This is a genomic window from Roseateles sp., from assembly GCF_039595295.1.
Lineage (GTDB): Bacteria > Pseudomonadota > Gammaproteobacteria > Burkholderiales > Burkholderiaceae_C > Roseateles.
In genome coordinates, this window is the sequence record NZ_JBCNLU010000028.1 from 24,422 (window position 1) to 47,490 (window position 23,069).

The following is a 23,069-nucleotide window of genomic DNA, read 5'->3' on the forward strand; positions in this document are numbered from 1 at the left end:
TCTTTGGGGCCTCGCTCAGCGGCCGCTGGCGGGGGACTGCGGACGCTCCAGCGTGCCGGGCGCGGCGCCCGCCCACAGGCGGCGCAATCGCGCGAGGTCCTCGTCGAAGAGCTTGTTCACGCGGACGATCTCGGCCTTCTGGTTCTCGATCGATTGGCGCTGCGCGTCGGCCGCGACTTCGTTGTTCTCCAACTGGTGCTGCAGCTTCAGCGGCAGGCGCTTACCCTTGTAGAACTCCGCCTCGTCGAGCAGCGGTTTGCGCTCGGCACCGAGTTCCTTGATGCGCTTCTCCGATTGGTCCATTGCCTGCCGGATGTCGTCCAGCGCTGCCTCGCGCGCGCGCTTGTGCGTCGGCTCGTCCGGGAAGCGCTGGACCAGGTTGCGATCGCGGCGGATCGCGTCCTGCTGGATGGTGCGTTGCAGCTCCTCATTACGGCGGCGTTGATCGGCTGCGGCCTGTTCCTCGGGCGACATCGACGGCGGCACCATCTTGCGCACCGAGCCGTCGGAGTTCAGCAAGCGCTGTTCGCGCTGCTGGCACTCGGGGATGGGGCGGTCCGACGTCAGCCGGCGCCCGTCAGACGACGTGCAGGTGTAGATGCCGGAGGACGAGGGCTGCTGCGGCTTGGCCTGCGCGGACGCGATCGAGGGCGCGAGCCAAGCCGACAGCACACCGGCCGCGCTCATCACGAGCACGACCGGACGGAACAGCGAACGTCGAGGAGCGGAGGGACGCATCAGACTCCGTAGCGATCTCGGTAGGCGTGGACGGCGGCCGCGTGGGCGGACACCGAGGCGCTGCTGGTGGTCTGAAGATACTGCAGCAGGTCGGACAAACCCGCGATCGCGACCACCGGCAGTTTCAATTGGTCACGCACGTACTGTACTGCCGACCACGGGAGGTCCTGCCCGTTCTCGGCGGCCTTTTCCTGGCGGTCCAGGGCGATGGTCACGCCGCAGGGCGTCGCGCCGGCGGCCTGGATCATGGCGATGGACTCGCGCACCGAGGTGCCGGCCGAGATCACGTCGTCGATGATCAGCACGCGGCCTTGCACCTTGGCGCCGACCAGGGTGCCGCCCTCGCCGTGGTCCTTGGCTTCCTTGCGGTTGTAGGCGAAGGGCTTGTTGTGGCCCAGCCGGGCCAGCTCGATGGCGACCGCCGCGGCCAGGGTGATGCCCTTGTAGGCCGGGCCGAAGATCATGTCGAACTCCAGACCCGAGGCCAGCAGCCGCTGCGCGTAGAACTGCGCCAGACGGCCCACCTTCAAGCCGTCGTCGAACAGACCCGCGTTGAAGAAGTAGGGGCTGAGCCGGCCGGCCTTGGTCTTGAACTCGCCGAAGCGCAGCACGCCCGCGTCGACGGCGAACTGGACGAATTCCTGGGCCAGGGCGTCCTGGGCGTGGGCGGTGGTCATGGGCGGGGCTCGACAGTGAAATTGGGGCGGGATTGTAGGACCCGCCATGAAGAAGGCCCGCTCAAGAGCGGGCCTGCGAGGACGCCAACGTGGGATTGACGTCGCGCGACGAAACGCGGCTTGCGCCGCGCCCGATCAGAACAGCGCCTTGAACTGGACGCCGTAGGTGCGCGGGTCGTTGATGAAGCCCGTCAGGTTGTTGAAGTCGATCGCGCCGGTGACGCGGATCTGGTTCGTGATGTTGCGGACGAAGCCGGCCACCTCGTACTTGCCGTTGTTCCACACGTAGCCCGCGCGCAGGCCGCCTTCGGTCAGCGCCTTGCCGGTGAACTCGGTCGACTGGTACAGGAAGAAGTTGACCTTCGAGCGGTAGGCCCAGTCGGTGTAGATGTAGAACTCGTTGCCGGCCGGGGTCGGGATCGAGTAACGCGCCGTCAGGTTGGCCACCCACTTGGGCGCGTTCGGCAGGCTGTTACCGTCGATGCTGTAGTTGGTCGTGGAGCCGGCCACCAGCGGATCCAGCATCGTGCAGCCGCCGCCGCAGGCGGGCAGCGACAGCGAGGCGTCACGGATCTTGGTGTTGTTCAGGCTGCCGCCGACCGTGATCAGCAGTTGATCGATGGGCAGCAGCTCCAGGTTCAGCTCGACGCCGTTGCCGGTGGCCTTCTTGGCGTTCAGCAGACGGTTGGCGTTGTTCTGGCCGCCCACCGCGGTCAGCTGCAGGTCCTTGACGGTGTAGTCGAAAACGCTGGCCGACAGACGCGCGCGACGATCCCACAGGTCCGACTTCACGCCGATCTCGTAGGAGGTCACGTTCTCCGGCGTGGCCTGCGACTGGCCCGCGAAGCGCGATGCGCCCTGCACCGACGAGGCACGGAAACCGGTGGCCACGCGGGCGTAGACGTTGGTGTCCTTGGTCACCGCATAGGTGGTCGACACGTCCCAGTTCCACTTGGAGTCGGACGTATGCGCGGTCGTGCCGGTGCTGGTGTTCAGGTCGGTGTAGCTGCTGCTGACCGACACGTCCTTCTTGTCCTTCGTGAAGCGGATACCGCCACGCAGACCCCAGTCCTTGGTCACCGCGTAGTTGACCGAGCCGAACGCCGCCCAGGCGGTGTTCTTCTGATACGTGTCGACGTAGCCGGCGGCCGCGCCGGTCGAGGTCGTGTAGTCGGTGCTGCGGGCGGTGTAGCGCTCGTCGAACAGGTACAGGCCGCCTTGCCAGCGCAGCGGGCCGGCCGCGGCGGATTCGACGCGGAACTCCTGCGTGATCTGGCGATGGCCGGTCATGGAGCTGGACGATTCGCTCGGGAAGCCCGCCAGGCCTTCCTGGTTGTAGGGACGGGTCTGGCCGTAGATGTAGCCGCCGTCCACGTCGCCGCGGCTGAACGGACGCACCGACTCGAAACCGGTGATCGAGTACAGATTGATGTCGCCCAGGCCCCAGCGCAGACGCGCGCTGCCGCCGGTGGAATGCAGGTTCTGCTCGTTCACGCCGTCGGTGTACGCCTTCTCCGGATCGAAGCCGTCGACTAGGTTGTTGGTGCCCGGCTTGATGATGGAGGCGCGGAACAGACGCGCGCTGCCCTGCAGGTCACGGCCGTGGAAGTTCAGCAGCGCGCTGAAGTCCTTGTGCGGCTCGTACAGCGCCTGCACGCGCACGGCGCGGTCGTCGTAGCCCTCGATCTTGCCGGTCTTGCCGGCCGGCACTTCGTTCTTGACCCAGTTGTCGCGGTGCTGGATCTGCGCCGAGACGCGCGCCGACCAGTCGCCGGTCAGCGGCAGGTTGGCGGCGCCCTCGAAGTTGGTCGTGCCGTAGTTGCCGTAGGAGAAATTGACGTAGCCCTCCTGGCGATGCGACGGCTTCACCGAGTCGAACTTCACCACGCCGGCCGGCGTGTTGCGGCCGTACAGCGTGCCCTGAGGACCGGCCACGACTTCGATGGCGGCCAGGTCGAACGCCGGGAAGCCCTTCAGGATGGGGTTCTCCTGCACGACGTCGTCATAGACCAGCGAGACCGGCTGCGACGCGTTCAGGCGGAAGTCGGTGTTGCCGTAGCCGCGGATGTAGAAGCGCGGGAAGGCACGGCCGAAGGAGGACTCGATGTTCAGGCTGGGCACGCGGCCCGACAGGAAGCGCACGTCCTGGCCGCTGGAGTTCAGCACGTCCAGCTTCTCACCCGAAATCTTGGTGACCGCGTTCGGCACTTCCTTGATGTTCTCGACGCGGCGCTCGGCGGTGATGGTCACCGTCTCCAGCTGGCTCTTGTCCTTGGCGGCCTCGGCGGCCGGCGCAGCTTCCTGCGCGAAGGCGGGCCAGGCGAGCAGGGCCAGCGACACGGCCGCGGCGGCCTCGCGCAGCGCCGGACGAGCGGCGCGCTGGGTGGCGATTCGATTCATGGATGAACTCCGGGGGGTCAATGAAACCGGGGGCTGGCGTCGAGGCGGCAAGGGCGCGAAACGGGTGGAAACGGCCAGGATCGACGCGAGCAGAAGAGGGGAAATGGAGGGGCGCTGGTCGGCGCGTGAGCGCGATTCTGGCAACTTCGTCATCACGCCGTCACCCTTGGCACCATTGCGGTGCAGGAACTGTTGTCGAAACACCGCACCCCGGCGCCCCTCGCCCGGATGGGCGAGGTTGGCGCGGCGGCGCCGGGTTATGGGCGTGAAGACCGCATGAAGACGGCGTGAGGCCGACCCTCCCGGCTCGGACCGCGTCCCTGCTGTCAGGTTCAGAGAGCGGCTTTGCGATACTGCCGGCCTCTCAGGAATCGACCGGCCATGCGCTTCATCACCCTCAATCTCAACGGCATCCGCTCCGCCGCCACCAAAGGCGTCTTCGACTGGCTGCCCCCGCAGCAAGCCGACGTGGTCGGTGTCCAGGAACTGAAGGCCCAGGCCGACGTGGTCGAGTCGCAGTTCAACGGCTACGACAAGCTCACCGGCCATTTCCATTACGCCCAGAAGAAGGGCTACTCCGGGGTGGGCCTGTATACCCGCGAGACCCCCAGCGACGTGATCGTCGGATTCGGCAGCAGCGAGTTCGACCATGAGGGGCGCTGGATCGAGAAGCGCTTCGACAAGCCAGGCCGCAAGCTCAGCCTGATCAGCTGCTACTTCCCCAGCGGCTCCAGCGGCGAGGAGCGCCAGGCCGCCAAGTTCCGCTTCCTGGCGGAGATGTATCCGTACCTGATGGCGCTGCGCGCCGAGCGCGAATTCATCCTGGTGGCCGACGTCAACATCGCCCACAAGGAGATCGACCTCAAGAACTGGAAGGGCAACCAGAAAAACAGCGGCTTCCTCCCGGAAGAGCGCGCCTGGATGACCAAGCTGCTGGAGCAGGACGTCGGGCTGGTCGACGTGTTCCGCACGCTCAACGACAAGCCCGAGCAGTACACCTGGTGGAGCAATCGCGGCCAGGCCTGGGCGAAGAACGTGGGCTGGCGTCTGGACTACCACTTGGCCACGCCGGGCATGGCGCATCTGGCCACGCGCGAGGCGATCTACCTCGACCAGCGCTTCAGCGACCACGCACCGCTGACCATCGATTACGACTTCAAGATCTGATCGAGCGGCGCATCGATCCGATGTCAGGTCTTGCCCAGGCTCAATCGACCTTGGCGCCTGAGGCCTTCACCACCTTCGCCCACTTGGCCGTCTCGCTCGCGATGAGCGCGGCGAACTCGGCGCTGGTGTTGCCGCCCGGCACGGCACCTTGCGCCGCCAGCCGCTCCTTCATCATGGGCGTGGCCAGCGCCTTGGCCACCTCGCGCTGCAAGCGCGCGACCTGATCGGCCGGCTGCGTGTTCGGCGCCAGCAGGCCGAACCAGGAGGAGGCCTCGTAGCTCTTGAGTTCGGGGACGCCGCTCTCGGCGATGGTGGGCAGGTCGGGCAGGGCCTCGCTGCGGCGGGCGCTGGTCACGGCGATGGCCTTGAGCTTGCCCGAGCGGATGTGCGGCAACGCCGAGGGCAGGTTGTCGAACATGAGGTCCATGTTGCCGCCCATCAGGTCGATCAGCGCCGGCCCCGAGCCGCGGTAGGGGAAGTGGACCATGTAGGTCCCGGTCAGCGTCTTGAACAGCTCGCCCGCCAAGTGGATGGAGGTGCCGTTGCCGCGGGAGCACATGTTCATCTTGCCGGGATTGGCCTTGGCGGCGCGCACCAGGTCGGCGACGCTGTTCACGTTGTAGTACTGCGCCCGCTGCGGATTCATGACCAGCACGTTGGGCACCGCCGCGACCAGTGAGACGGGCGCGAAGTCCTTCACCGGGTCGAAGGGCATCTTGGGATAGAGCGACGCGTTGATCGCGTGCGTGCCGACCGTGCCCATCACCAGGGTGTGGCCGTCGGTGGCATGGGCGACGTCGGCGGCGCCGGTGTTGCCGCCGGCGCCGGGCCGGTTGTCGATCACCACGGGTTGGCCGAGCGCCTTCTGCAGCTCCGGCGCCAATGCGCGCGCGAGGATGTCGGTCGTGCCCGCCGGCGGGAAGGGCACGACGATGCGCAGCGGCCGCGCCGGCCAAGCGGATTGGGCGCGGGACAGGCTCGGCCAGCAGGCGGCGGAGGACAGCGCGAGCAACGCGCGACGGTTCAGGCTCATGGGGCGTCTCCTCGTTGTGATGCGGTCAGTATGGGAGGCAGTCATCGGAGCGCCAAGCCGGAAGACCCTCTCCCCAGCCCTCTCCCGCAAGCGGGCGAGGGAGTGACTCGTGCAGCGACCGCAGTTGCCGGCGATGGCGATGTATTACCCCCTCGCCCGCGGGGCGGGAGAGGGCGGGGGAGAGGGTGGGAACGTGGCAGTGAGCCGCCCGCTCAGGCCGGCGGTTGCGCCGGGCCGAGGATGGTCTGCAGCTGCACGCGCTCGGAGCTGCAGGCCGCGTCAAAGTCGGCCTCGATCTGGATCAGCGCCTGCGCGTCGCCGGCCTCCACCGTGACGATGCCGCGCGCGCGATTGCGCCCCTGCGACTTGGCCGTGTACAGCGCCATGTCGGCCCAGTTGACCGCCTGCTCCCAATGCAGCGCCAGCAGCGCCGGCGGCAGCGGGAAATGCGCGAAGCCGATCGAACACGTCACCCGCAGCGCGCCTCCCGCCGTCTGCACCGGCTCTTGGCCGACGCTGAACAGAATGCGCTCGGCCAGCAGCCGCAGCTGCTCCGGCGCGACGTTGCGGGCGAAGACCAGGAACTCCTCCCCGCCCCAGCGCACCACCAGATCCTCCTGCCGCACTGCCGCGCTGATGCGCCGCGAAACCTCCACGATCACCGAATCCCCTGCCGCATGGCCGTGACGGTCGTTGACATGCTTGAAGTGATCGATGTCGATCATCAGCAGCGCGCCGGTGAACATGTCCTTCGCATGCCGGTCCATCACCGCCAGGAAGTGCCGACGATTGGCCAGATCGGTGAGCGGGTCCCGCTCGCTCTGCGCGCGCAGCAGGTTCTGATTCGCCTTGAGCTTGCGGTTGGCCTCGCGCACCCGCGCCAGCATCACGCCGATCAGCACCAGCGACAGCCCGAGCAGCACCGCCAGCCCGACGCCCACGTACTGCGCCAAGCTGCGGTTGGCGAGCTCCTGATCCTTGAGCGCCTGATCGCGCCGCAGCAGCTCAAGGTCGCGCTGCTTGGCCTCGCTGTCGTACTTCAGACGCAGCTGTTGCAGGGAGGACTCGCGGTTGCGCTGCGCGGTCGCGGCGCTGAGCGCACGTTCCTCGTGATACAGCCGCAGCGATTCGCGCCACTGGCCGACCTTGGCGTAGGCCTCGCCCAGCTCACGCAATTGCACCGCGCGGCGCACCGGGTCGTTGTCGCCGACGGTGAGCTCGATCACGCGCGCGATCTCGCGTCGCGCCGGCTCGAACTGACGTTGCAGCACCAGCGCCACGGACAGGTTGTGGCGCAGCGTGCGCTCGGCCGCCTGGTCGTTGTAAGACTGCAGGACCGGCAGCGCCTCTCGTGCGACCCGCACCGCGGCGGCCGCCTGGTCGGTGTGGATGTGAAAGTCGGTCAGGTTGTTCTGGATCTGCGCGACATCGCGCCGCGCGCCGGCCTGCCGCGCCAGCCGCAGCGCCTCCTCCAGCGCCGTCTGCTGAAGCCCGCGGTCCCCGCGGCGCGACGCCACCATGGACTCGTACATGCGCGCGCGGCTCATCGCGAGCACGTCGCCCTGCGCCAGCTGCCAGGACTGCGCCAGCCACTGCTGCGCCGCGGCGGGCTCGTCGCGCACCTGACTGTTGTAGGCCAACTGCGCCATCAGCAGGCCGCTGGTATTGGGATCCTGCAGCGTCTGCGCCAAGGTCAGCGCGCGCCGCAGCGAGGTCTCGACAAAGGCGGACTCGCCCCGCGCCGCCTCGGCCCGCGCCACCAGGCGAAGCGCCTGGATGGTCACGCGCGCGTCGCAGCCCGCAGGCAAGGACTGTCCCTGCGGCGTCGGGCACTCCGGCGACAGCAGCTGCAGCGCCTGTTGCGCGAGCCCGCCGGCGCGGCCGGTCTGGCCGAGCCTGTCCTGCTGCTCGGCCAGGAGCACCAGCGCGAGCGCGCGACCGCCGGGGCGCTCCTGCAGCGCGGCGGCGATGCGGCGGACCTCGTCGGGATGCCCGGCCGAGGACTCGACCCGGCCCAGCGTGTACTCGATGTGCGCGCGATGCGCCGCATGCGCGGACTCGGCGAGCAGCACGCGCAGCTGCTGCGCGGCCTTGTCGGGCTCGTTCAGGCCCAGCCGATCCAGTTGCGCGAGCTGCGCATCCAGCGCGCGATCCGGCACCGGCAGCACGCCGCTCGGCGAGGTGGACGCGCCGGTCGGCGCGGGCACCGGCTTGGCGGACGCGGCCCCCGAAGCCTCCGTGATCGGCGCGGTGACATTGACCGAGCGCGGCACGGCGGCCGCGCTCAGGTCCGGGGCTAGCGGCAGCGATCCCGCGAGAACGCCCGCCACGGCGATCACCACGCCGCGGCCCGTCCAGGCCCGGCTCATCAGAGGGCCGCGCTTGCGCGCGAGCCCCATCGGGCGGCCTCGCCTCATGCGCGCCCCTCCTGCACCGGACCGAGCAGGCTCACCAGCTGCACTTGGCCCTGATGCCAGGCCGACTCGATACGGGCTGCCAGCGCGAGCAGTTGATCGCGATCGCGCGCCGCCATCGCGGCCACGCCGTAGGCCTTGTTGCGGCCGTGCGCCTTCGCCATGTACATCACCGTGTCCACCAGATCGATCGCGCGCTCCCACTCCAGCAGCAGATCCTGCGGCGCCATCGGGAAGCTGGCGAAGCCGATGGACGCGCTGATCGGGATGCGCAGCGGGCCGTGATCGACGGGCGTGCCGCCGATCTGGTCCAGCAGCCGCTGGCCGAGCTGACGCGCGGCCTCCGGGTCCTCGGACTTCACCAGGATCAGGAACTCCTCCCCGCCCCAGCGCACCACCAGATCCTGCTCGCGGAGCACGCTGCGCAGCCGCCGGGCGACCTCCACCAGCACGGTGTCGCCGGCCGCGTGGCCCCACTGGTCGTTGATGCGCTTGAAGTGGTCGATGTCGATCAGGTACAGGCTGCCGCGCAATCCCGTCTGATCGCGGGTGTGCTGCGCGATGGCCTGCTGGAAGTGGCGGCGGTTGGCCAGCCCCGTGAGCGGGTCGCGCTCGCTTTGCACCCGCAGCGATTCATTGGTCTGCGCCAGCGCCGCGTTGGTCCGGCGGATGCGCCGATAGGCCAGCGCCAGCAGCGCGCCGGACAGCAGCACGCAACCGCCCACCTCCGCCCACAGCTTGAGCTGCAGGTCCCGCGAGCGGATCTGCTCCGTCTTGAGGCTGTTGTCCTGGTTGAGCAGCCGGATCTCGCGCTGGCGCTGCTGGTCCTCGAAGCGCGCCTGCGCCTCCAGCACCGCCTTGCGGGTCTCGTCGCGCAGCACCTGATCGAAAAGCTTGCGCGAGCGATGAAAAGCGTCGGTCGCGCCGGCCAGGTCCTCGGCCTGCTCCAGATAAGTGCCCAGCTCCAGCCAGGCGTCGGCGGTGTAGCTGCCGGCCTCGCGCTGCGCGTCCATGGTGATGGCCTGCAGCACGTCGCGCTTGCCCTCCTCCAGCCGCCGCATGCCGATCTTGGCGATGCCCATGTTGTGCCGCGCCAGGATCTCGGTGGAGATCTCCTGGCTGTCGCGCGCCAGGGCCAGGCTTTGCTCCGACAGCGCCAACGCGCGCGGGAAGTTGCCGCTGCGCAGCTCGTAGTCGGCCAGATTGCCCATGGCCAGCGCTTGCAGTGTCGGGGACTGCGCCTCGCGGGCGTACTGCAGCGCCTGCTCGCGCGCCGTCTGGCTGACCTTGGCGTCGCCGTCTTGCGAATAGACGATCCCACGGATCGTGTGCAGCGAGTACATCAACACCGGATCCGGATCCTGCTGCGCCGCGGCCAGCCCCTCTTGCGCGGTCCGTTTGGCGTGATCGATCTGCTGGCTGCGGAAGTAGTTGAAGGCCAGCGTGGCCTGTGCGGTCGCGGCGCGCCAGCTCGAATTCATCGACCGCGCCTGGTCCAGCGCCTTGAGCCCGCTCTCGACCGAGGCATCCACCTCGCCGTAATCGCCCTGCATGTAGGCCAGCAGCGCGGTGGCGCGCCACAGCAGCCGCGCATCGGCCTTGGCGGCGTCGAGCTCGCTCAGCGCGCCCAGCAGCCGCACGCCGGCACCGAGCTCGCCGTTGGCCTTGAGCCATTGCGCCTTGGCCAGCTTCAGCGCCAGCGGCACCTGCGTCCGCACGGGCGAGGACTCCGGCCATTGCTTGAGCGCCTCCACCGCCGCCTCATGGCCGGCCCGGTCACGCACCTGCGCCAGCAAGGCCGCGCGCTGGCTGAGCGCTTCCAGCCGCTCGGCGCTGCCCGGCGCGGCACGGGCTTCCAGCGCCGCCAGCTCCTTGGCGTGCTCGCGCGGATGCGCGGTGCCGATGCGCTCCTGCTGTTCGAGCTCGGCCTGCAGCGCGCGGTCGCGGACCTCGATGGGCGCCGCGTCGGCGGCGGGGCCGCGATCGCAGCCGCTGAGCCCGGCTGCCGCGCCCGCCACCGCGAGCAGCAGCGCCGCCAGCGGCCTGCGACCGGATGCCGCCAAGGCGCGCGCGAGGCCAGCGCCTTGCGGCGCTACCTCGCTCTTGCCTGTCGTTTGCGGAACCCCTGCCATGCTCATCGAACCTGATGTCGTGTTGTACGTCTTGTTACTTGAGGGGCTGACGAGTTGCGGACGTGAAGCGTGCACGACTTCGCGCCGCGCGGGCTTCGGTGAATTACATCGCCGAGGGCGTGTCGCGCGCGGGACGCGCCCGTGCGAGCAGCGCCTGCAGCAGGATGGCACCGAAAGTGGCAGTGCCAATGCCGCCGAGGGTGAACGCACCCAGTTTGAGCGTGTAATCGCCGGTGCCGATGATCAGCGTGATCGCGGCCACCATGAGGTTGCGCGGGTCGCGGAAGTCGACCCGGTTGTCGACCCAGATGCGGGCGCCCGCCACGGCAATCAGGCCGAAGACGACGATGCTGACGCCGCCCATCACCGCCAAAGGTATCGCCTGGATCAGCGCGCCGAACTTGGGCGAGAAGCCAAGCAGCAAGGCCATCAGCGCCGCGACGACGAAGACCGCCGTCGAGTAGATGCGGGTGGCGGCCATCACGCCGATGTTCTCGGCGTAGGTGGTGACGCCGGTGCCCCCGCTCGCGCCGCTGACGATGGTGGCCAGACCGTCGCCGATGAAGGCGCGGCCCAGATAGGGCGACATGTCGCGACCGGTCATCGCGCCGACCGCTTTCAGGTGGCCGAGGTTTTCCGCCACCAGGATCAGCGCCACCGGCGCGATCATCAGCATGGCCTGGCCCTCGAAGACCGGCATCTGGAAATGGGGCAGCCCGAACCAGGGCGCCGCGATCACCGCCGACAGATCGATGGGCTTGCCCAGTCCGAAGCCGTTGGTCAGCAGCGCGTAGATCAGGCTGGCCTGGATCAGCCCGGCCAGGATCAGCAGCCGCTGCAGCATGCCGCGCGCGAAGACCGCCACCAGCGCGACGCTGAGGAAGGTCGCGCCCTGCATCCACGCGTCGAAGGGCGTGGGCGCCATGTTCTTGATCGGGACCGCCGCCAGGTTCAGGCCGATCACCGCGACGACCGCACCGGTGACCACCGGCGGCATCAGCTTCTCGACCCAGCCGCTGCCCGAGGCCGACACGACCAGCCCGATCAGCGTGTACAGCACGCCGCAGGCGACGATGCCGCCCAGCGCGACCGCGAGGTTGGGATTGGGGCCGCTGCCGCCGTAGCCGGTCGCGGCGATGACCACGCCGATGAACGCAAAGCTGGAGCCCAGGTAGCTGGGCACCCGCCCGCCGACCAGGAAGAAGAACAGCAGCGTGCCGACGCCGCTCATCAGCACCGCGACATTCGGATCGAAGCCCATCAGCAGCGGCGCCAGCACGGTGGCGCCGAACATCGCGATGACGTGTTGCACACCGAGTGCCGCAGTTTGCGGCCAGGACAGGCGCTCGTCAGGGGCTACCGCTGTCTCGGGGCCGACGGTCACCGGCCGCCAGCGCATCAACCACGCCATGGATTTACCTCAATGCTGGGAGCCATCGAGTGTAGTGAGGGACCCTGTGATCGCTACCCCGGACAAGTCCGGTGACGGGGCTCCCGTCGGAGGCTTGACGCGGCCTTGCACAGCATGCTCGCTTTTGAGCGCGCATCACGTCAAATCGCCGCCCAATGCCGTCATGTTCGTCATTCGGGCACTGGATCGCCCCCCGCTTCGCTGTCAGCCGCCGGCGGTCGGCCCCGACGCGGCGCCGGCGTCTCCTCCGGCTTGATCCCACGGCGTTTGAGCGCCTCCCGCAACAGCAGCTCGATCTGTGCGTTGGAGGAGCGCAGCTCGCGCGCGGCCAGGCGCTCGATCTCGTCCCACAGCGCGGGATCGAGACGGAGCGGAAACTGCTTCTTGGCGGGACTGGCCATGGCGACAGCGATCAGGACGCTCAGTTGTAGAGCGTCCCCGCGTTGACGATGGGCTGGGTGTCCTTGTCGGAGCACAGCACCACCAGCAAGTTGGACACCATCGCCGCCTTGCGCTCGTCGTCGAGCTGGACGATCTCGCGCTCGCTCAGGCCCTTGAGCGCCTCCTCGACCATGCTGACCGCGCCATGCACGATCTTCTTGCGGGCGCTGATGATGGCCTCGGCCTGCTGGCGGCGCAGCATGACCTGGGCGATCTCGGGCGCGTAGGCCAGGTGGGTCAGCATGGCGGTCTCGACCGAGACGCCGGTCGGGCGGAAACGCTCGCGCAGCTCGGTCGTCAGCGCCGCGATGACTTCATCGGTACCGCCGCGGAGCGTGACCTCGCGCTCGCCAGTGTCCTCGCCCTCGTCATAGGCGAACTGCGCCGCCAGGTGACGGATGGCGGCCTCGGATTGGATGCTGACGTACTGCTCGTAGTTCTCGACCTCGAAGACGGCGCGGGCCGTGTCCTCGACACGCCAGACCACGGCGGCGCTGATCTCGATCGGATTGCCGCGCTTGTCGTTGACCTTGAGCGTGGGCGCATTCAGGTTGTGGGCGCGCAGCGAGACGCGGCGCTTGGCCATCAGCAGCGGCACGGTCCAGCGCAGGCCGGAGTTGCGATCGGTGCCGACGTAGCGGCCGAACAGCGTCAGCACGCGTGCCTCGTTGGGCTGCTGGATGTAGAGGCCGGTCATCAGCACCAGGCCGACGACCAGCAGCAGCACGACCCAGAACAGCCCCACGACGAACACGTTCTTCGTGGCGACCAGCAGGATGGCCAGGCCCACCAGCAGCACGCCGGTGGTGAAGCTGGCATAGCCGTTCATGTGTCCGCCGCTGCGCTCCTGCGGGGTGGTGTTCTTGTGCTCGTCCTTGCGAGTGACCGCCGTGGTGCTCATCACCGTTTCTCCCAAAAATGGTGATATCACTTTAAGCGCTGCTCACCCGTTTCCGCAAGCCCCTCCCCCAAGGGAAGGAGTCGCTGCCGGGACGACGGCCAGGACGCGGCCATGAAAAAGGCGCCCACGTGGGGCGCCTCGGAGCGGAGGGAAAGCGATCAGGCCTTCTTCTTGCGAACCTGGTCCAGCAGGAAGTTGGACACCGCGATGCAACGCTGGCCCAGTTCCTCTTCGCTGACGCGCACGCCGAAGCCGGCTTGCGCGGGCGAGGTCATGAAGCGGCCGCCGATCGCGACGGTGGGGACGCCGTCGATGTTGTACTGGTCCTGCAGCTTGGTGGCCTGCTGGCACTTGGTCTGGACGGTGAAGGAGTTGTAGTTCTCGAGGAACTTGGCCTTGTCCACGCCCAGCGGCGCCAGGAAGTCGGCCATCGCTTTCGGGTCGGTCAGCGACTGGCCGCCGCGATGGATCGCGTTGAAGATGGCCGGGCGCACTTGCGCCTCCTTGCCCATCGCTTCCAGCGTGAAGAACAGGCGCTGGTGGATCTTCACGTTCTCGCGGAAGGCGACGTGGACCTTGCGGAAGACGACATCGGCGGGCAGCTGCTTGGCCCAGGCTTCGATGCTGGGCTCGAACACGTAGCAATGCGGGCAGCCATACCAGAAGAACTCGATCACTTCGATCTTGCCGGGCGTGGACTGAGGCACCGGCGTGGCCAGCTTGACGTACTGGCGACCCTCGATCGGGCCGCCCTGCGCCTGCGCGGGGAGGGACGCCAGCGACAGGGTGCCGGCACCGGCGGTCGACAGGGCCGTGAGGGCGGTGAATTCGCGACGCTTCATTTTGATTCCTTGTTGTGGCCGGGCAGCGGGCGGCCCGGCAGGCGGCGGTCATCCTAAGAACGGAGACTTATGGCGAGATTAACGCGCGCACCCCCTCCACGGGCAAGCGCGTGTGCGGCGCTTCAGCGCTGAATCGCCACCAGATTGGCCTCGACGCCGGCTTCGGTCAGCTTCTTCTGCTGGGATTCGGCCTCGTCTCGCGTGTCGAAAGGCCCCAACCGGACGCGGTACACCGTGCGTCCCGATTGCTCGCGCTCCATCACCTTGGCCGAGAAACCCTGGATCGCCAGCTTGGCGCGCTGCTGCTCCGCGTCCTCCATGCGCGTGAACGCGCCGGCCTGGACGAAGAAGCTGCCCTTGGAGCCATCCGAGCGCGCGCCGTCGGCGCTGCGCGACTCCGCCGGCTTGGCGTCGGCCTGACGCGTCTCCGCGGGCTTGGTCTCAGGCTTGGCGGCCGGCACGGCCGGGGTCGTGGCGGGGCGCTCGATCGGGCGGCCCTCGACGGCGGGGGCGGGCGTAGTGCCGGCGGTCACCGCCGGGGCGGGCGTGGTCGGCGCAGGGGCGGGGGTCAGCACGCCCGAGGCGGCCTTGGCACCGGCGCGGCCGGCCAGCGGCGCGTTCGGGTCCCAATTCTTGTTGCGTTCCGCTTCCTGCGCGTCCTGCTCGGCGGTGCGTTGCGGGAGCTTGTTGACGAAGGGCACGGGCGCCTTGGTCACGTACAGCGCCACGCCCAGCGCGATCCCCAGCCCCAGCAGCAGGCCCACGATCAGGCCCATGGCGAATCCGCCGCGCTGCTTCTCCTTGCTCATTGCTGCTCCTGCGAGTCACGTTCCATGACGTCCGGGGCCGACACGCCCAGGACCGCCAACGCGTTGCGGACCACCTGGCGCGTGGCCGCCAGCAGCGTGAGCCGGGCGCGCGACAGGGCCGGGTCGTCGCCCAGCACGCGTTCGGCGCCATAGTAGCTGTGGAACGAACCGGCCAGGTCGCGCAGATAGAACGCGACGTCGTGCGGGGCCAGGTCTTGCGCCGCAGCGGTCAGCATGCGCGGATAGTCCGCCAGCTTCAGCATCAGCGCGTACTCGGTCGGGGCGGTCAACAACGACAGGTCCGCGCCGGCGAGCGAGGCCTCGTCATGGCCCTGCTCCGCGCCCTTGCGCAGCACCGAGCAGATGCGCGCATGCGCGTACTGGACGTAGAAGACCGGGTTCTCGTCGTTGGCCTTGAGCGCCAGGTCGACGTCGAAGACGAATTCGGTGTCGGCCTTGCGGCTGATCAGGAAGAAGCGCACCGCGTCGCGGCTGGTCCAGTCGATCAGGTCGCGCAGCGTGACGTAGCTGCCGGCGCGCTTGGAGATTTTGACCTCCTGGCCGCCCTTCATGACCGTGACCATCTTGTGCAGCACGTAATCAGGGAAGCCCTGGGGGATGCCGACGTCGGTGGCCTGCAGGCCGCCGCGCACCCGGGCGATCGTGCCGTGGTGGTCGGTGCCCTGGATGTTGATGCACTTGGAGAAGCCGCGCTTGAACTTGTTGACGTGGTACGCGACGTCCGGGACGAAGTAGGTGTACGTGCCGTCGGACTTGCGCATCACGCGGTCCTTGTCGTCGCCGTACTCGGTCGAGCGCAGCCACAGCGCGCCGCCGTCCTCGTAGGTCTTGCCGTTGGCGATCATGCGCGACACCGCGTCCTCGACCTGTCCGCCGGTGTACAGCGAGGACTCGAGGAAGTAGTTGTCGAAGCGCAGACCGAAGGCCTGCAGGTCCAGGTCCTGCTCGTGGCGCAGATAGGCGACGGCGAACTGGCGGATGCTGTCCAGGTCCTCGATGTCGCCGCTGGCGGTGAACTCGCGGTCGTCGGCCTTGACCGTCTCCTTGCGCAGGAAGGCGTCGGCGATGTCCTGGATGTAGTCGCCGTTGTAGGCCGACTCCGGCCAGTCCGCGTCGCCCGGCTTCAGGCCCTTCAGGCGGGCCTGCGTCGAGTTGGCCAGCGTGGCGATCTGCACGCCCGCGTCGTTGTAATAGAACTCGCGCTTGACCTTCCAGCCCTGCGTCGCGAAGAGGTGGCACAGCGAGTCGCCCAGCGCCGCCTGGCGCGCGTGGCCGACGTGCAGCGGACCCGTCGGGTTGGCGGAGACGAACTCGACCAGGGCCGAGGTCTCGCGCGCGGGCTGACCACCGAAGCCGGTCGTCGCGGCCAGCACTTCGCCGATCACGGCCTGCTTGGCGGCGGGCTTGAGGCGGATGTTGATGAAGCCCGGGCCGGCGATCTCCAGCGCCTCGACCCAGCGCTCGAACGCGGGCTGGGCCTGCAGCTGGGCGATCAGCGTCTGCGCGAGCTCGCGCGGATTCTTCTTCAGCGCCTTGGACAGCTGCATCGCGGCCGTGCAGGCGTAGTCGCCGTGCGAGGCCTGCTTGGGGTTCTCGAACGCGGCGGCCGGGGCGGCGGCGATCGTGCCGCTGGCGACGGCCTCGTGGCTCAGCGTCTGGAGCACGGTCCCCAGGGCGGCGAGCAATTCCTGCTTGGCTTGGATCATGGGGGCGCATTTTAAGGGGCGCGTCCCTGTAAGAGACCGTGAGCCCTCTTGCGGGCGTCATCCCCCTGGGGCAGGATCCCCCACCGATGAGCCCCCCCACCGATCCCCCCCTGTCGGCCTTCCCCGAGGACACCACCCTCACCGGCCTGGCCGACCTGCCGGAGCAGATCGGCAAATACCGCGTGCTGCGGCGTCTGGGCGAGGGAGCGACCAGCGACGTCTTCCTGGCCATGGACGACTTCAAGGGCCAGGAGGTCGCGATCAAGCGCATGCGCACCTGGTCGGTCGGTGGCCGCAGCGAGGAAGACACTCTCAGCATCCGCTTCTTCGCCGCCGAGGCCGCGCTGGCTGGCCGGCTCCAGCATCCCAACGTCGTCCAGATCCTGGACGCGGTGCAGGACGGAGACCTCCCGTACCTGGTCATGGAGTACGTCCATGGCGTGACGCTCAAGCACTTCTGCCGCAGCGACCGGCTGCTGCCGCTGGACCAGATCGTGGAACTGGGCTTCAAGTGCGCGATGGCGCTGTCCTACGTCTTCCGCCAGGGCGTGGTCCATCGCGACATCAAGCCCGCCAATCTGCTGGCGGTGCTGGACAACCAGGGCCAAGTCACCGACGTGAAGGTCAGCGACTTCGGCAGCGCGCTCAACCTGAACGCGGACATGACGCAGGTCCATCGCGTCGGCTCGCTGGCCTACATGCCGCCCGAGCAGATCGAGGGCGGCGACGTGGGCGCGCAGGCGGACGTCTATGCGCTGGGCGCGGTGCTCTATCACCTCGTCTGCGGCCGCCCTCCGTTCGACGCGCCCAACCAGATGGCGCTGATGCATCAGATCTACCACCAGGCGCCGCAGTCGCTGCTGGGCCAGCGCGGGGGCGTCACGCCGGAGCTGGACGCCGTCATCCTGCGCGCGCTGGCCAAGCATCCGCATGAGCGCTATCCCGACTGGGAGGCCTTCGGCCAGGCGCTGTCGGACCTGGTCGCGCGGCAGTTGGTGCCGCTGGCGCGGCTCAACGAGGTCAAGGACTCGGAGCGTTTCAACCTGCTGCGCGGGCTGGAGTTCTTCGCCGCTTTCGGCGACGTCGAGCTGTGGGAAGTGGTGCGGCGCGCGCGCTGGCGCCGCTATCCGCTGGACTACCTGCTGTTCAAGAAGGGCCAGGAGGGCAACACCTTCCACATCATCACGCAGGGCCAGGTCGAGGTCTGGCGCGATGGCGGGCTGGTGGCCACGCTGGGCACCGGGACCTCGGTCGGCGAGATGGCCTACCTCGCGCCGAATCCCGATCTGCGTCGCCACAGCACCGACATCCGGGTGACCGAACTTTGCACGACCGTGTCCTTCACGCCGGAGTCGCTGGGCCAGTTGAGCCCCGAGTGCCAGCACCGTTTTGACCGGGCGTTCATACAGGTTCTGGTCAGGCGACTCCATCTGGCGCATGAGGCGCTGGCTCATCCGCGTCGGATTCTTTGAAGCGATCCCACGCGGCGTCGGGGCAGGGTGGTTACGGGCTGCCTGGTTCGAGTCCCCTTGTTCAGGTGAGCCAAACGCGCCACAGCGGTCAACCGCGATTGAGAGGTCGTCGTTGCTGTGCTCAACTGGTTGCGAGGGCCTTTCCTCAACCCAGTCCCCAAGCTTCTTAGCTTCTTAGCCCCCGAAGGAGAGAGTGATGAACCGACTGACCCCGATCTCGCTGATCGCCGGCGTGACGCTGGCCCTGGCCTCGCTGGGCGCGCATGCCGCGGACGACGCGAAGCCGAAGAAGGAACTGACGCCGCAGCAACAACGCATGTCCGACTGCGGCAAGCAGTCCAAGGGCATGGGCAAGGACGAGAAGAAGACCTTCATGAGCGCCTGCCTGAAGGGCGAGGCGGCTTCGGCGCCCACCGCCATGACGCCGCAGCAGACCAAGATGAAGACCTGCAACGCGGACTACAAGGCCTCCGGCAAGACGGGCAAGGCCGAGCATGACAAGTTCATGAAGGACTGCCTCTCGGCCAAGTGACGCAACGCCGGATTGGGCGCTCCGCGTCGTTGCACATCCTCGCCATAGCGCTGCTATGACTGCGGTTTGCGCCTGGCGGAGCATCCCCACCCGACGTCACGTCCCGTGGCCGAGCCAAGCGTCCTCACTTCGTCCACACGCCGCGCGCGAGCATGACCGCGGCGATCGGGATCAGCATCAGCAGATGCGCCTGGATCATCACGAGACGACGCGTGGCGCGGACCTCGGCTTCGGCCGGCAGGCCCGCGCCGGCGTTCAGCGCCTTGACCCAGCGGCGATAGGTCAGCGTCGGCTTGATCGACATCAGCCCGATCACGACGAAGAGCGTCACCTTCACATGCAGCAGCGGCTGGTGCCAGTACCAGTCCACGCCCTTCATGCCCCAGAAGGTGCGCGCCAAGCCCGTGAGCAGCACCGCCACCGCGGTCGCGCCATAGATCGCGTCCAGCCGCGCGAGCCGCCGCACCACCGCCGCGTTCAGCCATTCCATGCGGCACAGCGCCGCCTGGCTGGACAGAAAGACGACCAGGCTGAGGATCGCCAGGATGTGCAGGCCGGCGAGCAGGGCTTCTTGCGTCATGAGGTCTCCCAGGTGGAGGCGCGCGCCCAGTAATCGGCGCTGCCGTAGTGTTGCTTGAGGAAGTCTATCCAGAGCCGCACCCGCAGCGGCAGGTGCTTGCGCTGCGGCAGCATCGCGAAGATCCCGTTGGGCGGCGCGGCGAAGTCGTCCAGCACGCTGACCAGCTCGCCCTTGGCGATGGCCGCGGCCACTTCCCAGGTGCTGCGCCACGCCAGTCCCAGCCCCTGCCGGCACCAGTCGTGCAGGACCTGGCCGTCGCTGCAGTCGAGCCGCCCGCTCGGACGCAAGTGCTGCACCTGCCCGTCGATGCGGAAGGCCCAACCGCGCGTCTGGCTCGCGTCGGAGCTCAAGGTCAGGCATTCATGGCGCATCAGCTCCGACGGGTGCTTGGGCGTGCCGGCGCGCTTCAGGTAGGAGGGCGCGCCCACGCAGAGCCGGCGGTTGTCGGCCAACCGTGAGCTGATCAGGCTGGAATCGCTGAGGTCGCCGACCCGCACCGCGCAGTCGAAGCCCTCGTTGACGATGTCGACGACCCGGTCGCTCAGATTCAGCGACACGCTGACCTCCGGATGCTGCGCCAGAAAGTCCGGCACCAGCGGCGCGACATGGCGCCGGCCAAAGCCCGCCGGCGCGGTGATGCGCAGATGGCCGCTGGCCTGCAGGCCGCCCGCGCTGACGGCGGCCTCGGCGCTGGCGAACTCCACCAGCAGGCGCTGGCAGTCCTCCAGAAAGGCGACGCCCTCATGCGTCAGCGTCAGCTTGCGCGTCGTGCGCAGGAGCAGCTTCACGCCCAGACGGGCCTCCAGCGCGTCGATGCGCCGGCCCATCACCGCCGGGGCGACGCCCTCGGCTTGTGCCGCGGCGGTCAGGCTGCCCTTGGTCGCGACCAGCACGAATGACTCGATCTGTTTGAGGCGGTCCATGGCGGGCGATTGTTGGCTCGTTCCATCCCATCAGGCAATGAATGAAGACCCTTGCCCGTTCGATTCGTGCGAAAAAGTCAGGGATCTCCGACCAGGGCCGACATGAATCGGACCGCCAAGCCGCCCTACAGTCGAATGCAACCGATCCCCCGGGGATCGTCCGTCCATCCCCCGTTCCTCGACCTTTCACCGCCTTTCGCAGGAGCCGCCATGAGCGCACGCAGCCACCACCATCGCCTCCAGATCGACACCGCCCTGGCCCAGTTCATCGAGACCGAGGCCCTGGCCGGCACCGGCATCGAGCCGGCCGCCTTCTGGGCCGGCTTCGACGCGCTGGCGCATGACCTGGCACCGAAGAACGCCGCCCTGCTGGCCGAGCGCGACCGGCTCCAGACCGAGATCGACGGCTGGCACCGCGCCCATCCCGGCCCGATCCAGGACATGGCCGCCTACCAGGGCTTCCTGACAAGCATCGGCTACCTCGTGCCGCAGCCCGCCGATCCGCGCGCCACAACGTCCAACGTCGATGACGAACTCGCCATCCAGGCCGGTCCGCAGCTGGTGGTGCCCATCCTCAACGCCCGCTATGCGCTGAACGCGGCCAACGCGCGTTGGGGCTCGCTGTACGACGCGCTCTACGGGACCGACGTGATCCCCGAGACCGACGGCGCCGAGCGCGGCGGCGGCTACAACCCCGCGCGCGGCGCCAAGGTCATCGCCTTCGCCCGCGAGCTGCTGGACCAGGCCGCGCCGCTGGCGGGCGGCTCGCATGCGGACGCCACCGGCTATCGCGTCGAGGGCACCGCGCTGGCGGTCGCGCTGAAGGACGGTCGCGTCGCGGCGCTGGCCGATCCGGCCCAGTTCATCGGTTATCTGGGCGAGGCGAACGCGCCGACCGCCATCCTGCTGCGCCACAACGGCCTGCACATCGAGATCCAGATCGATCGCGCCTCCGCCATTGGCAAGACCGACGCGGCCGGCGTGTCCGACCTGCTGATGGAGGCGGCGCTGTCGACCATCCTGGACCTGGAGGACTCGATCGCCGCGGTGGACGCCGAGGACAAGCTGCTGGCCTACCGCAACTGGCTGGGCATCCTGCGCGGCTCGCTGACCGAGGAAGTCAGCAAGGGCGGCCGCAGCTTCGTCCGCCGGCTCAATCCGGACCGCGTCTACAAGCACGCCAAGGGCGGCGAGGACGTGGTGCTGGCGGGGCGCTCGCTGCTGTTCGTGCGCAACGTCGGTCACCTGATGACCAACCCGGCCATCCTGCTGGAAGGCGGCCGGGAGATCCCCGAGGGGATCATGGACGCCGTCATCACCACGCTGATCGCGCTGCACGACCTGCGCCAGCTCTCGGGCTCGGGCCTGCGCAACTCGCGTCAGGGCTCGATCTACATCGTCAAGCCCAAGATGCACGGCCCGGCCGAGGTCGGCTTCGCCAACGAGCTCTTCGGCCGCGTCGAGCAGTTGCTGGGCCTGCCGGCCTCGACGGTGAAGCTGGGCATCATGGACGAGGAGCGCCGCACCAGCGTCAACCTGGCGGCCTGCATCGCCGCGGCGCCCAGCCGCGTGGCCTTCATCAACACCGGCTTCCTGGACCGCACCGGCGACGAGATGCACACCACCATGCTGGCCGGTCCGATGCTGCGCAAGGGCGACATGAAGTCCAGCGCCTGGATCCAGGCCTATGAGCGCAGCAACGTGCTGGTGGGCCTGTCCGCCGGCCTGCGCGGCCGCGCCCAGATCGGCAAGGGCATGTGGGCCATGCCGGACCTGATGGCCGCGATGCTGGAGCAGAAGATCGCCCATCCCAAGGCCGGCGCCAACACCGCCTGGGTGCCCAGCCCGACCGCCGCCACGCTGCACGCGCTGCATTACCACCGCGTCAGCGTCGCCCAGGTCCAGCAGCAGATCGAGGCCGAGGCCCCGTCGGTCGACCGCGCCGAGCTGCTCGCCCGCCTGATGACCGTGCCGGTGGCGGCCTCGCCCAACTGGTCGGACGTCGAGAAGCAGCAGGAGCTGGACAACAACATCCAGGGCATCCTGGGCTACGTGGTGCGCTGGATCGATCAGGGCGTGGGCTGCTCCAAGGTGCCCGACATCAACGGCGTGGGTCTGATGGAAGACCGCGCCACGCTGCGGATCTCCAGCCAGCACGTGGCCAACTGGCTGCTGCACGGCGTCGTGACCGAGGCGCAGGTGCGGGCCACCTTCGAGCGCATGGCGGCGGTGGTGGACGGCCAGAACGCCGGCGACCCGCTGTATGAGCCCATGGCCGGTCACCCGGACAGCATGGCCTACCAGGCGGCGCTGGATCTGGTCTTCAAGGGCCGCGAGCAGCCCAGCGGCTACACGGAGCCCCTGCTGCACGCCTGGCGTCAGAAGCGCAAGGCGCGCTGACTCGGCGGCTGAATCTGCGAGAGACATTCCCTATCCCACATGGCAGATACGTCGTAGCAATTAATCGCCGCATGTCGCACATTCATGGTTTCGTGCGTTGTACGTAATCTCCTGCGGGGAATAACGACCGACTCTTTCTGCAGTTTCAGATACATGCTGTAAATACTCAGCAAACTAGCTTCACACCGCCCGTCCGGCATTCGCCCGCGGGCGGTTTTTCATTTTGGCGACTCGCATGCCCTGCGCACGGGCGCAATCCCAATGGCGGTGCATGTCGCACCTTTGCGGTGCGATCGTGGTGAAAAAGCCCCAGGAAAACCCGAGCAAAACTGAGGTGTAAACAAGCAGTAAAGGTGTGTTCTGTGGCTTTCGGGCCACCGAACCGACCCGTTGGCGTACGTGTAAACCCTCCCTTTGGGGCACCCGCGCACATATATAGGGGCCCTGGTATCGATATCCGCACAAATAGA

Annotated in this window: 18 protein-coding genes; 4 read left to right on the top strand and 14 right to left on the bottom strand. The window is 68.3% G+C overall.

Going from position 1 to position 23,069, the window contains the following annotated elements; genetic code table 11:
- Positions 1-15: 15 nt before the first annotated feature.
- From ABDW59_RS18155 to ABDW59_RS18165, 3 genes are all read right to left on the bottom strand, one after another.
- Positions 16-738: a hypothetical protein gene (locus ABDW59_RS18155; RefSeq protein ID WP_343631625.1), complete on the bottom strand. Its 723-nt coding sequence runs from the start codon at positions 736-738 to the stop codon at positions 16-18.
- Positions 738-1,415 carry an orotate phosphoribosyltransferase gene (pyrE, locus tag ABDW59_RS18160; RefSeq protein WP_343631626.1) on the bottom strand — a complete coding sequence of 226 codons (678 nt, stop codon included), beginning with the start codon at positions 1,413-1,415 and terminating at the stop codon, positions 738-740. The genes ABDW59_RS18155 and pyrE overlap by 1 nt, the downstream gene beginning before the upstream one ends.
- A 135-nt stretch (positions 1,416-1,550) precedes the next feature.
- Positions 1,551-3,815 carry a TonB-dependent receptor gene (locus ABDW59_RS18165; RefSeq protein WP_343631627.1) on the bottom strand — a complete coding sequence of 755 codons (2,265 nt, stop codon included), beginning with the start codon at positions 3,813-3,815 and terminating at the stop codon, positions 1,551-1,553.
- 381 nt (positions 3,816-4,196) lie between these two features.
- Here ABDW59_RS18165 and ABDW59_RS18170 point away from each other — a divergent pair, with 381 nt between their 5' ends.
- Entirely contained in the window at positions 4,197-4,982 is a 786-nt protein-coding gene (locus ABDW59_RS18170; protein WP_343631629.1) for an exodeoxyribonuclease III, read from the top strand.
- A 40-nt stretch (positions 4,983-5,022) separates the two neighbouring features.
- Here ABDW59_RS18170 and ABDW59_RS18175 read toward each other — a convergent pair whose 3' ends face one another.
- The 9 genes from ABDW59_RS18175 to argS form a co-directional block, all read right to left on the bottom strand.
- Positions 5,023-6,015 (bottom strand): tripartite tricarboxylate transporter substrate binding protein, encoded by a 993-nt coding sequence (locus ABDW59_RS18175; RefSeq protein ID WP_343631631.1) that lies wholly within the window; start codon positions 6,013-6,015, stop codon positions 5,023-5,025.
- Between the two features lie 212 nt (positions 6,016-6,227).
- Entirely contained in the window at positions 6,228-8,432 is a 2,205-nt protein-coding gene (locus tag ABDW59_RS18180; RefSeq protein ID WP_343631633.1) for a GGDEF domain-containing protein, read from the bottom strand.
- Positions 8,429-10,492: a tetratricopeptide repeat-containing diguanylate cyclase gene (locus tag ABDW59_RS18185; protein WP_343631635.1), complete on the bottom strand. Its 2,064-nt coding sequence runs from the start codon at positions 10,490-10,492 to the stop codon at positions 8,429-8,431. Before ABDW59_RS18185 ends, ABDW59_RS18180 begins: the two co-directional genes overlap by 4 nt.
- A gap of 172 nt (positions 10,493-10,664) precedes the next feature.
- Positions 10,665-11,972 (bottom strand): solute carrier family 23 protein, encoded by a 1,308-nt coding sequence (locus tag ABDW59_RS18190; RefSeq protein WP_343631637.1) that lies wholly within the window; start codon positions 11,970-11,972, stop codon positions 10,665-10,667.
- 170 nt (positions 11,973-12,142) lie between these two features.
- Positions 12,143-12,373 (bottom strand): hypothetical protein, encoded by a 231-nt coding sequence (locus ABDW59_RS18195; RefSeq protein ID WP_343631639.1) that lies wholly within the window; start codon positions 12,371-12,373, stop codon positions 12,143-12,145.
- Positions 12,374-12,393: 20 nt separating this feature from the next.
- A complete protein-coding gene (locus ABDW59_RS18200) occupies positions 12,394-13,314 on the bottom strand; it encodes an SPFH domain-containing protein (protein ID WP_343631641.1) in 921 nt (306 codons plus the stop codon).
- Between the two features lie 158 nt (positions 13,315-13,472).
- The gene (locus ABDW59_RS18205; protein ID WP_343631643.1) at positions 13,473-14,156 is read right to left on the bottom strand and encodes a thiol:disulfide interchange protein DsbA/DsbL; all 684 of its coding nucleotides are present in this window, start codon (positions 14,154-14,156) and stop codon (positions 13,473-13,475) included.
- Positions 14,157-14,278: 122 nt separating this feature from the next.
- Complete coding sequence (locus tag ABDW59_RS18210; RefSeq protein WP_343631645.1) at positions 14,279-14,965, bottom strand: SPOR domain-containing protein; 687 nt, start codon at positions 14,963-14,965, stop codon at positions 14,279-14,281.
- Positions 14,962-16,692 (bottom strand): arginine--tRNA ligase, encoded by a 1,731-nt coding sequence (gene argS, locus ABDW59_RS18215; RefSeq protein ID WP_343631647.1) that lies wholly within the window; start codon positions 16,690-16,692, stop codon positions 14,962-14,964. The genes ABDW59_RS18210 and argS overlap by 4 nt, the downstream gene beginning before the upstream one ends.
- Positions 16,693-16,778: 86 nt before the next feature.
- Here argS and ABDW59_RS18220 point away from each other — a divergent pair, with 86 nt between their 5' ends.
- Both ABDW59_RS18220 and ABDW59_RS18225 read left to right on the top strand, forming a co-directional pair.
- Positions 16,779-18,164 carry a serine/threonine-protein kinase gene (locus tag ABDW59_RS18220; protein WP_343631649.1) on the top strand — a complete coding sequence of 462 codons (1,386 nt, stop codon included), beginning with the start codon at positions 16,779-16,781 and terminating at the stop codon, positions 18,162-18,164.
- Between the two features lie 196 nt (positions 18,165-18,360).
- Positions 18,361-18,696: a PsiF family protein gene (locus ABDW59_RS18225; protein WP_343631651.1), complete on the top strand. Its 336-nt coding sequence runs from the start codon at positions 18,361-18,363 to the stop codon at positions 18,694-18,696.
- Between the two features lie 124 nt (positions 18,697-18,820).
- Here ABDW59_RS18225 and ABDW59_RS18230 read toward each other — a convergent pair whose 3' ends face one another.
- Together ABDW59_RS18230 and ABDW59_RS18235 are read right to left on the bottom strand one after the other, a co-directional pair.
- Positions 18,821-19,276 (bottom strand): DUF2214 family protein, encoded by a 456-nt coding sequence (locus ABDW59_RS18230; protein WP_343631653.1) that lies wholly within the window; start codon positions 19,274-19,276, stop codon positions 18,821-18,823.
- Positions 19,273-20,199: a LysR family transcriptional regulator gene (locus ABDW59_RS18235; RefSeq protein WP_343631655.1), complete on the bottom strand. Its 927-nt coding sequence runs from the start codon at positions 20,197-20,199 to the stop codon at positions 19,273-19,275. The genes ABDW59_RS18230 and ABDW59_RS18235 overlap by 4 nt, the downstream gene beginning before the upstream one ends.
- Positions 20,200-20,409: 210 nt before the next feature.
- Between ABDW59_RS18235 and ABDW59_RS18240 the strand changes: the two genes are divergently transcribed.
- A complete protein-coding gene (locus ABDW59_RS18240; protein ID WP_343631657.1) occupies positions 20,410-22,599 on the top strand; it encodes a malate synthase G in 2,190 nt (729 codons plus the stop codon).
- Positions 22,600-23,069: the final 470 nt, after the last annotated feature.

Coding starts and splice junctions, on each gene's coding strand:
- ABDW59_RS18210 (WP_343631645.1), bottom strand. CDS start 14,965: ATGAGCAAGGAGAAGCAGCGCGGCGGATTCGCCATGGGCCTGATCGTG.
- ABDW59_RS18180 (WP_343631633.1), bottom strand. CDS start 8,432: ATGAGGCGAGGCCGCCCGATGGGGCTCGCGCGCAAGCGCGGCCCTCTG.
- ABDW59_RS18190 (WP_343631637.1), bottom strand. CDS start 11,972: ATGGCGTGGTTGATGCGCTGGCGGCCGGTGACCGTCGGCCCCGAGACA.
- argS (WP_343631647.1), bottom strand. CDS start 16,692: ATGATCCAAGCCAAGCAGGAATTGCTCGCCGCCCTGGGGACCGTGCTC.
- ABDW59_RS18225 (WP_343631651.1), top strand. CDS start 18,361: ATGAACCGACTGACCCCGATCTCGCTGATCGCCGGCGTGACGCTGGCC.
- ABDW59_RS18155 (WP_343631625.1), bottom strand. CDS start 738: ATGCGTCCCTCCGCTCCTCGACGTTCGCTGTTCCGTCCGGTCGTGCTC.
- ABDW59_RS18240 (WP_343631657.1), top strand. CDS start 20,410: ATGAGCGCACGCAGCCACCACCATCGCCTCCAGATCGACACCGCCCTG.
- ABDW59_RS18165 (WP_343631627.1), bottom strand. CDS start 3,815: ATGAATCGAATCGCCACCCAGCGCGCCGCTCGTCCGGCGCTGCGCGAG.
- ABDW59_RS18235 (WP_343631655.1), bottom strand. CDS start 20,199: ATGGACCGCCTCAAACAGATCGAGTCATTCGTGCTGGTCGCGACCAAG.
- ABDW59_RS18170 (WP_343631629.1), top strand. CDS start 4,197: ATGCGCTTCATCACCCTCAATCTCAACGGCATCCGCTCCGCCGCCACC.
- ABDW59_RS18220 (WP_343631649.1), top strand. CDS start 16,779: ATGAGCCCCCCCACCGATCCCCCCCTGTCGGCCTTCCCCGAGGACACC.
- ABDW59_RS18200 (WP_343631641.1), bottom strand. CDS start 13,314: ATGAGCACCACGGCGGTCACTCGCAAGGACGAGCACAAGAACACCACC.
- pyrE (WP_343631626.1), bottom strand. CDS start 1,415: ATGACCACCGCCCACGCCCAGGACGCCCTGGCCCAGGAATTCGTCCAG.
- ABDW59_RS18195 (WP_343631639.1), bottom strand. CDS start 12,373: ATGGCCAGTCCCGCCAAGAAGCAGTTTCCGCTCCGTCTCGATCCCGCG.
- ABDW59_RS18230 (WP_343631653.1), bottom strand. CDS start 19,276: ATGACGCAAGAAGCCCTGCTCGCCGGCCTGCACATCCTGGCGATCCTC.
- ABDW59_RS18175 (WP_343631631.1), bottom strand. CDS start 6,015: ATGAGCCTGAACCGTCGCGCGTTGCTCGCGCTGTCCTCCGCCGCCTGC.
- ABDW59_RS18205 (WP_343631643.1), bottom strand. CDS start 14,156: ATGAAGCGTCGCGAATTCACCGCCCTCACGGCCCTGTCGACCGCCGGT.